This window comes from Nonomuraea sp. NPDC049649, assembly GCF_040675175.1.
In the GTDB taxonomy this organism is placed as follows: Bacteria; Actinomycetota; Actinomycetes; order Streptosporangiales; family Streptosporangiaceae; genus Nonomuraea.
Window position 1 is genome coordinate 21,851 of the sequence record NZ_JBFAOH010000057.1, and the last position, 9,025, is coordinate 30,875.

9 protein-coding genes are annotated in these 9,025 nt (G+C 62.0%); 8 read left to right on the top strand and 1 reads right to left on the bottom strand.

The window, feature by feature from the left end:
- The first annotated feature begins 108 nt into the window (after positions 1–108).
- Positions 109–1,326, top strand: coding sequence for an XRE family transcriptional regulator (locus AB0J42_RS35340; RefSeq protein ID WP_364302428.1), 1,218 nt, complete (start codon positions 109–111; stop codon positions 1,324–1,326).
- On the opposite strand, the gene AB0J42_RS35345 is transcribed toward AB0J42_RS35340, so the two are convergent.
- Positions 1,307–1,867, bottom strand: a complete 561-nt coding sequence (locus AB0J42_RS35345; protein ID WP_364302430.1) for an NUDIX hydrolase — start codon at positions 1,865–1,867, stop codon at positions 1,307–1,309. The two genes, AB0J42_RS35340 and AB0J42_RS35345, sit on opposite strands and share 20 nt — an antisense overlap.
- Positions 1,868–2,053: 186 nt before the next feature.
- On the opposite strand from AB0J42_RS35345, the gene AB0J42_RS35350 reads away from it, so the two are divergent.
- From AB0J42_RS35350 to AB0J42_RS35380, 7 genes are all read left to right on the top strand, one after another.
- Entirely contained in the window at positions 2,054–3,073 is a 1,020-nt protein-coding gene (locus AB0J42_RS35350) for a site-specific DNA-methyltransferase (protein WP_364302432.1), read from the top strand.
- A 323-nt stretch (positions 3,074–3,396) separates the two neighbouring features.
- Complete coding sequence (locus tag AB0J42_RS35355; RefSeq protein WP_364302434.1) at positions 3,397–4,302, top strand: hypothetical protein; 906 nt, start codon at positions 3,397–3,399, stop codon at positions 4,300–4,302.
- Between the two features lie 188 nt (positions 4,303–4,490).
- Positions 4,491–5,264, top strand: coding sequence for an SAVMC3_10250 family protein (locus AB0J42_RS35360; protein WP_364302436.1), 774 nt, complete (start codon positions 4,491–4,493; stop codon positions 5,262–5,264).
- Between the two features lie 718 nt (positions 5,265–5,982).
- Positions 5,983–6,240, top strand: coding sequence for a hypothetical protein (locus AB0J42_RS35365; RefSeq protein WP_364302438.1), 258 nt, complete (start codon positions 5,983–5,985; stop codon positions 6,238–6,240).
- Positions 6,241–6,644: 404 nt separating this feature from the next.
- Positions 6,645–7,019 (top strand): type II toxin-antitoxin system RelE/ParE family toxin, encoded by a 375-nt coding sequence (locus AB0J42_RS35370; protein ID WP_364302440.1) that lies wholly within the window; start codon positions 6,645–6,647, stop codon positions 7,017–7,019.
- Complete coding sequence (locus AB0J42_RS35375; protein WP_364302443.1) at positions 7,016–7,345, top strand: helix-turn-helix transcriptional regulator; 330 nt, start codon at positions 7,016–7,018, stop codon at positions 7,343–7,345. The genes AB0J42_RS35370 and AB0J42_RS35375 overlap by 4 nt, the downstream gene beginning before the upstream one ends.
- A 1,077-nt stretch (positions 7,346–8,422) precedes the next feature.
- On the top strand, positions 8,423–8,887 hold the full coding sequence (locus AB0J42_RS35380; RefSeq protein ID WP_364302445.1) for a cupin domain-containing protein: 465 nt from the start codon (positions 8,423–8,425) through the stop codon (positions 8,885–8,887).
- Positions 8,888–9,025: the final 138 nt, after the last annotated feature.

Sequence of the window (9,025 nt, forward strand, 5' to 3'; positions counted from 1 at the left end):
ATGGATGGAAAGAGATCCCGCCCCTATCCCACCGGGATATACCACCAGGAGATATAGAGTTCCCAGTACTAGCCATGCGCCGCCAGTCTGGAAACAGTGGAGGCCGGAATGCACGGAAACGCTTTCGAGTCAATCGAAATCCCCGCATGGGTATGGGACCGCGACGAAACTCGGGAAATCCTCAAAAAACGTGACGTAGCAGGACTATTCGGCCTTGCGATCAAATACGCGGGCGCCAGTCAGGTGCGCATCAGCACCGCAACCGGCATCGCCCAAGGACGCATCAGCCAGCACCTACGCGGCCAGCGCCGGGTCACCGACCTTGAGGTCTATGAGCGCATCGCCGCAGGTCTCGGACTACCCGACCACGCCCGCATGCTGCTCGGCCTGGCTCCGCTCGACATCGCCTCACCCACCGGAGACCACAACGACGAGCACCAAGAGCAGACCGAGGAGCTAACCGCCCGAATCGAGGCAGCCTCCGCCATCGATTCCACCATGGTCATGATCCTCAGCACGGGCACCAACAACCTTCGGCTACTTGATCGCCGACTCGGCAGGGCAGCCATCGCCGACAAAATGCGCGCCCAAATTTCCCAGATAGAGCGTGCCCACCACCACGCCGTACGGCCTGGCATACGGGCGCAATTGGCCCATGTGCTCTCGGAAACCGCTGCTCTTGCTGGATGGCAGGCCATCGACACATGCGCGTTGAAAGACGCATGGGATCACCATGAACTCGCCATATCCGCCGCCCGCGATGCCGACGACCCTGCCCTACTCGCCTATGCGCGCGGGCAACAGGCATACGTTCTGACCGACCTCGGACGGCCGGCGGAAGCGACAGAACTGCTTCGCCACGTCCGCACCACCTATGACCACCGCGTGCCCGGTCATCTGCGCACATGGCTTGCCGCCGCCGAAGCGGAAGCCGCCGCGACCCTCGGTGATGAGAAGTCTTGTCGTACAGCTCTGGATCACGCCGCCGCGCTACTCCCCGAAGGTGACGCCGACCCCCTCTTGCCATACGTCTCCCTCAACCGTCACCATTTCGCCCGGTGGCGCGGCAACTGCCTCGTCCGCTTCGGAGACCCCGACACCATCGAAGATCTTCGATCGGCACTCGCGGGCATGGACGGCACGTACAACCGTGCCGAGGCCGGGTTGCGCTGCGACCTCGCACACGCCCTGCTGGCCATGGGGGAATCAGACGCTGCGCAACCGCACCTCCACCGAGCCGAACAACTTGCCACGATGACCGGCTCTCGCCGTCACGCGCGACGAATCGCCGAGCTGACCCGTGCAGCTACCCGCGCAACCCGTTGAGCCGTTCCCGGGCATAAAGGAGCCCCACCAGCACACCAGAGTTCCAGACATCGCCGCGGGCAATCATCCCCGGGATCTCCCTCATCGGGATCCACTCCAGCCGATCGGCCTCGATCTCCCCGGACGGCTCACCGACGAGCTCGGCCCCCCGGCCAAGGAACACGATGTGCTCGGAGTCGACCATGCCGACCATCGGCTGAAACGTGATCAGGTGCTCGATCTCCTTGGGCCGGTAACCGGTCTCCTCCTCCACCTCGCGAGCGGCGGTCTCCTTCGGGTCCTCACCGACTTCGACCAAGCCGCCGGGAAGCTCCCATCCCCAACGGTCGAAGAGGAACCGGTGCCGCCACAGCATCAGGATCCGATTCTGATCATCAACAAGCACCGTCATGGCCGCCCGGTCCAGATGAACCGCGTGATGCTCGAAGCGCTCCCCGCCGGGGATCTCGACATCAACGAGCCCGAGGCGAATCCACCGGTTGTCATAGACCAGTCGTTCGCCGTGGACGATCCAGCGCGTCTGCTCCTCGTTGATAGCCACACCGCGACGCTACCGCCTCACCTACATGTGGTACATGGCTTCCAGCCGCGGAGGCTACATGAGGTCGGACTGGAGTGGATTCGCGCCTATCGCGACCAGCAAGCAGGCTCAGTCATCCGCGCCGGGCTGCCGTGCGCACTGGTCATCCGCCCCCGGATGTCTCTGGGCACGTCTAACCTGGAGCGCATGACTGCGGACCCTATCCAAGATCTTCTCCCTGAGGAACATCTTCAAGGGCCTAGCGAACCGGCCGGAGAGCCGAACGAACAGGTTGGGGAGGTACGTCAAGGAGATGCCTACGATCTCATGGCTGAGCTAGAGCCTGAGTCGGTGGACTTGCTTATCACTTCGCCGCCGTACTGGGGTCTTCGCACCTACGGTCTTGATCACAATACCGAGATCCTGGGCGTATGGAAGGCCGAGGGAAATAATCAAGAAGATATCCCTTCCTACGAGTGGTACCGAAAGAATGGCGGCGTGCTCGGCCTTGAGCCACTGCCTGAGTGGTTTATCTCGCACCTGGTTGAGATCTTCCAGCGGGGCGCACACGCCCTAACGCCGACGGGGAGCATGTGGATCAACATCGGTGACACATATTTCGCTCGCTGGTCCAGCCTCAGACAGAACGGGCGGCAGGGACTCGGCGACAACCCGCGAGAGCGCCGACGTACCCCGATGGGTGGCTATCGACAAGAGAAGCAGCTCCTTATGATCCCGGCACGCTTCGCCATCGCGATGCAGAACCATCGGTGGATCTTGCGAAATGATCTAATCTGGCATAAGCCGAACGTCCCCCCACGGCCGGAGAAGGACAGACTCCGGCTCGCGCATGAGCACTTCTATCACTTTGTAAAGCGCCCGAAAGAAGGACGCCCGAAGTACTACTACGACATGGCGCACGTTGAGAAGGATGCTCGTGACGTTGTCACTGTCAATGTCCAAAGCGGCACCAATGGCCATTCAGCTACATTCCCACCAAGTCTCATCACTCCGCGAATCTTGAGCTCCTGTCCGCCCGGCGGGCTAGTTCTAGATCCATTCGCAGGAACAGGAACAGCATTGGCTGTAGCGTTGGAGCATGGGCGGCGCGCCATAGGGTTCGAACTCTCCCCTTCCTATAGCGTTGCAGCCCGCCGCAAGATCGGGTTGGAAGAGGTGGAGCCGGTAGATTCTGCCGGCGTCGTAGAGCACACTGATGCATCATGAGTCGATCAAGGTCTAAGAAGGGGACAGCGGCAGCCAAGGGGCCACGCAACCACGTCGCCGAATGGTTTGGCCACCGTGTTTATCCAGTCGTGGCCGACACCCCAGAGAGCCTCAGAGATCAGGAGGAGCAACGCTGTCCGTTCCTAAGCGTCGCCACCGGGCAGAAGCACAAGTGCATCAAGAACACTCAGTCCCTCGGTGTCTGCACGATCAGCACGAGTGGAGCAGTCGGACGTCAAGACTGGCTTGTTTGCCCCTTCCGGGTCCTGGAGCCTGAACTCCTTGATGATGCCGCCCGCCGTCTCTTCGGTCACGATGGATCGGTGGCGATCACGCTGGTTCCAGCGCCCACGCTTGCAAACCAGGAGGCGGCAGATCAGTTTCGGGCTCAGGTGCAGAGCGGTCGGCCCTGCATGGTCTACTTTCAAAACAAGCTGGGCGGAGAAATCAGCCTCAGCGCTACCGAACGTTCACCGGAATTCTCCTTCGACTCCACTATGGTGGAGGTGATTCCCGATGGGATCGGTGGCTTGTCCCTCGGGCGCTATGGGGTATTCGAGATTCAAACCATGGACTTCCACGGCAGCTATTCACATGCCGTCCGTGACCTCAGCGACGCGCTACGTCTCCACGGGGAGAATTTCAGTCAAGCGGTTCGCGATAACCCTAAATGGCCCGGTAACAAGATTGAGGGTCCGAACATCGCCAACGTGTTCAAGCGGACCTTCTATCAGATGATGTTCAAGTTCCAAGTAGGGGCTCACGGTCACGGAGCAGGATGCGTCTTCGCCATCCCGGACGCTGTGTGGGAGAGCTGGCAGCGGCACCTGGGCAAGCCCGATCTCGTCCAAAAGTCAGACGGAACCTATCGCCTCGCAGCCCAGGATGCAGAGACGGATGAGCACCCATCATCTTGGATCTACGTCTTCGAGATCAGCGAATCCGAGACGGCTACACCGAACGAGATCAGACTGACCAAGGTCATCGGGACTGACGCTGCGGCACTGTCGCACTATGCCCTTGATGTAGCTCCGGCTGCAGCTCTTGAAGAGGGGGGGAGCGCGGATCGCCTTCTGGAAACGCTACGAGCTCGGCTCGCTCAGTATCTTCCCGAGTTCAGGCCGGCTCCGCGCTCTCGTGTGGCACCGAACCAGTCCTCACTTCTTGAGATGACTCTCAGGGACCTGACTGCTGGCACCGACGACAGTGGCAACGGTCTGCCGAATTGATCTCATAAGGATCAAGGGCAGCGCTCCGCGCCGCCAGCGCGGCCCTGCGCTCGGCCGCACGCTGCGCGTGCGGCCTGGGGGCCGTTCTCGCGCGCGCCCGTACTCGGGCCGCGCCCAGCCGTGCGGCATGTCCTTCACACTCTCTCCAGCCAGGATCTACGATCAAGGCTTACGACATCGGAGGGCACATGCGCCAACTCCTCTATCTTTCTCAGCGGAAACTTCGTGATGAGTTTTTGAAGGAACTGCCCCGGCTTCGCGATCGGCTGCAAGCTTCAGTCGAGCTCCCATTACCAATTGGGCCCACGGTGAGTGCCTCCTTATCGCCATCGTCTGGCCAAAACTCGGATGATCTTCGCCATCTGAAGAATGTGATCCGATATCTCAACAGGATCGCTGTGGGCGACTACAGACAACCAACAGTTCGTCCGCTTGATTGGGTGCGTTTCGATCTGCCACTGGTGTACGGCACGACCTACGATGATGGCCAGATCCCCAGGCCACCGATCGATGACGTAGCCCTCTTCGCGAACCTTCGAACATTCGAGCAGCTCACAGATACTCAGCATGTGGATCTACTGCTCTGCGGATCGACACAGCACCTGACCCGACGTGTAGCCAGCGAGGGGCGGATGGGCTCCGATACGGACTGGCTATACAGCCTGATCGTGTACCTGAAGGATCTTGAGGTTAATCAACAGGCGATCAGCTACAGAGATCTAGACAAGCATGGGATCTCGCCTGAGGCCACGCATCCAGACATGGCTATGGCCGTGGACTTTGCGCACGGGGTTCTTCAGCGCGAACACCCAAAGCGCCAATTTGGACGACTGTCGGGAATGGCGCAGGTCCTCGCCAACGTAATTAGTGAATTCACGCCAACTCGAATTATCCTCGCCACTCCTTTGTATGTTCAAGTTGAGTCGAACCAGAAAAGACGCTGGCCATGGAGGCGTAGATGATAGCTGCATGCCTCCGGCGGGGGCGCTCTGGCTCCGGGATGATCATCTTGCCGGGCGCCGGGGTCGGAGGTGGCTGAGGTGGAAGCCTGATCATCCCGTCCGCTATCGACCCGGGACAAGCCGAGCGGGCCAGGGCCATGGGGTCAAGGTCGTTCGTCCGGTGGGGCGCTCCACCTTGACCCCATGGCCCTGGCCCGCTTCCCCTTCGGGCGGGTCGACGGCAGACGGGATGATCAGGCAGGCGGGGTATGCGCGTTGCGCCGAAACCCGGTGCCGGTTGATCGCCGAGCGGTTGCGTACGGTCTTCGGGATCAGGTGTGCAGCGATCACAAGCGCCGGCTGTCGGCGTGCCCGCTGCGTGCCCGTTCGTGCGGCGATCAAGGGGGAGCGGCGGGGACTCACGGGCACTCGGCCAGCGTCGGCCCAGGTCAGCGTTCCCCCTGCTCAGACGCCGTGATCTCGAAAGAGTTCCCAAGCTGACAGCGCGGGTTCGATTCCCGTCACCCGCTCTCAGAGCGAAAGCCCAGGTGGACCGAGGGATTCGGGACCTGGGCTTTGATCTTTCCAGGGCTGCTGATCTTTGCGTGCCACTGCGTGCCATTGGGCCATCGGCAAAACGATCGATTGTGCGATTCGCGTAGCAGGAGGGGCCCGGGTCGGCAGGAACCGGGGCGATAACATCACGATCATGGTGGACTAGGAGCTTCGGCCGGCTTCGGTGGCGGACGTCGAGGCGGTGGCCGAGTTGCGGGCCGTGGTGCTGAGGCCGGATCTCGAGCGGCTCGGGCGGTACGACGAACAACGAGTGCGACAGCGGTTGCGGGACGGGTTCACCCCAGCGCACACCTGGATGATCGAGGTGGATGGCGCCGTGGCCGGCTGTGTGGCGCTGCGGCCGGCGAAGGACACGTACTGGCTGGAGCACTTCTACCTGGACCGGATTTGCAGGGCAAGGGCATCGGTACTGCCGTTTTGAGCAGGCTGTTGGAATGGTGCAACCTCGAAGACGCCGTGGTTCGGTTGAACGTGCTGCAGGGGCAGTTCGGCCCGCCGGTTGTACGAGCGACACGGGTTCACGGCCGAGACCGAGGACGAGGTGGACGTCTTCATGGCGCGCCACTCCTCTTCGTCTGGCGATCATCCGGTGGAAACCAGGCCGGGCGGGTCGTCCTCTCGCCGTACGGCTTCTCGATCTCAGGGCGCGGTTACTGTTCCATCCGGCTTTCGTGGTCTCGTTCACGAGTCCAGTTGGTTCCGTACCCCGGCGCCGAGGCATCGCGCGTAGTCGGCGGGAGGTTTCACCGGGACAGCCACGTCGTTTGCTGGACGGGCTGTGCCGAAAACGGGGACAAGACATGAGCCCTGGGTTATATTCGCTGCATGGCGTGGGATATCATCCTCCTGGAACCGGTGGAGATGTGGTTCATGAAGCTCTGTGAGTCCGACCCGGACACGGCGGCGCTGATCGAACAGGCCATCGACCGTCTCGCCGAGGTGGGACCCACGCTCGGGCGCCCGCTTGTTGACACTCTTGAGCACAGCAACCTCAAGAACTTGAAGGAGTTCCGGCCGGGCTCGCGTAAGCGTTCAGAGATCCGCATGCTCTTCGTCTTCGACCCCGACCGGGCAGCGATCTTCTTGGTCGCAGGGGATAAGGCAGGACAATGGTCCCGATGGTACGACGAAGCCATACCACTAGCTGAAGCTCGCTACTCCGATTACCGAGCGGAGCAAGACAAGGAGGCCGATCGATGACTACCGCCCGCCGGTGGCAGGATGTCAAGGCCGAGGCGCACCGCCGTCACCCCGAGTTGGCCGATCCAGGACGCCAGGCCAGGGCCCGCGCCGAGCTCGACGCCTACATCGCTGGCCACCATCTCAAGGAACTCCGCAAGGCCACCGGGAAGACACAAGCAGAGGTCGCCCAGATCCTGGGCGTGTCCCAATCCCGGATCTCCCAGATCGAGAACGGCAACATCGAGGCCATGGAACTGGAGACCCTTCGCGCCTATGCCATGGCGCTGGGCGGGCATCTCGACATCACCATCAGTGTCGGACCCCACTCGGTCAAGGTGGCCTAGCCTCACTCGGTGATCACGTTCGACTTCCGCCCTTGCGAGAGGTGCGGCCGTCGTTTGTCCGGTTAGGTGCTTTACTTAGCGTCCAGTGGCCCCGGCAGCCGTCCAGATGGGTCCGTGGTCGTCGTGCGATTAGCGTGCAATTAGCCAGGGAACGAGGGGGCAACCACGGTCACTCGTGACCAGGTTTCCGCCCAGCTCAGAGCCTTCACGTGCCGTGGTCCGTGCAGTTCCCAAGCTGACAGCGCGGGTTCGATTCCCGTCACCCGCTCTCGGCGAGCCCTGCTCGTTGACCTTTGGTCAACTTCGGCGGGGCTTTTGTGTTGGTCGGGGGGACGACCCCCGAGCCCCCGCGTGCCACCCTCATCTCTGGGCTTCTCGTCGCAGGGCGCGGTTGCTGTTTGTGGCCACCGTCCGTCAGTTTCTGGTCTCTTTGTCGATCTTCCGTGCAATCAGCCGCTCCGCCGTCGTTGGTGTCGCTGCGCTGTTCTAGTTACTGGTCGACGGCGTCCGTGATCACTTGTTCGCCTCTCTGGCTGCGTACTGGTAGATGGACGCTCTGACGTTGTCGTGTCCCATGCGGCCATCAGGTCCTCAGGGCGTCAACGAACCGGGCCGCGTGCTCACGCTGGGCCTGGCCTGTGTCGAAGGGGTGGGCGAGGCTCTTGGTCAGGCAGCCCACCGCGTACCTTCCACGCCAAATCAGAAGCTGAACCGGCCGTCTTCCGCCATATCAAAGGGTCCGACAATTCACGACTTCGCCACTCCGCCGACGGCTACTTCAGCCCCGCCGAATATGAACTCCGGCACGGGCTCAAGAACGCCCGAGATGTCGACGATGCTGCCGCGTAGCCGCACGCCCTGATGTGTCCACTGGACCGGGCAACGTCACGCAGAGCCCTGCGTTGGCCTCTGGCCTGGTGTATTGGGGGCGTCGTGAGTATGGCCGAAGCCTGCTGCGCTGGCCGCACACTCCGTACTTGTAGTTTAAAGTTCAACTTGTTATCGTCGGGATAACTGGATGATTCAACGGCCAGGCCCGTTCAACCAGATGACGTACCGACGACAAAAGGTTTTCAGATGAGCATCGCTCTCGTGCGGAACCCCGGCGACGGTCCGGCCTACCGCTACTACAACACCGGGGTCGAGCAGGTCGTGTCGACCGACGAGACGAATGGAGCGGTCACCGTCTCACGTCTCAAGATGCCGCGCTCCGACGCGCCACCCCTGCACACCCACAGTCGCGAGGACGAGAGCTGGGTGATCCTCTCCGGACGCGTCCGGTTCTGGATCGGGTCGACGTCGCTCGCCGAATGCGAGGTGTACGACGCCGAAGCCGGCGCCTTCGTCTACGGACCCCGTTTAGTGCCTCACACGCTCCAGCCGATCACGGAGACCGCGGAAATCCTTCAGATCAACAGCCCCGGAGCCGTCGAGGGCTACTTCAAGGCGATCGGCCCCGGTGAAACGCGCGCCGACGAAGAGCACCTCGACCTCCTGGCTCAATACGGAGTGGTACTCCTCGACAATCCGCCTGCTCTCTAGCGTGCAATCAGCCAGGGGAGCGAGAGGGCAACCACGGTCACGCATGACACTCCCTGTGTCAACCTCAGGCAACAACGAACTCGGTGAGCGCTGCTGCGGCACCGTGTTTGGCGGGGTCGTAGGGAACGCCGTCGAGCC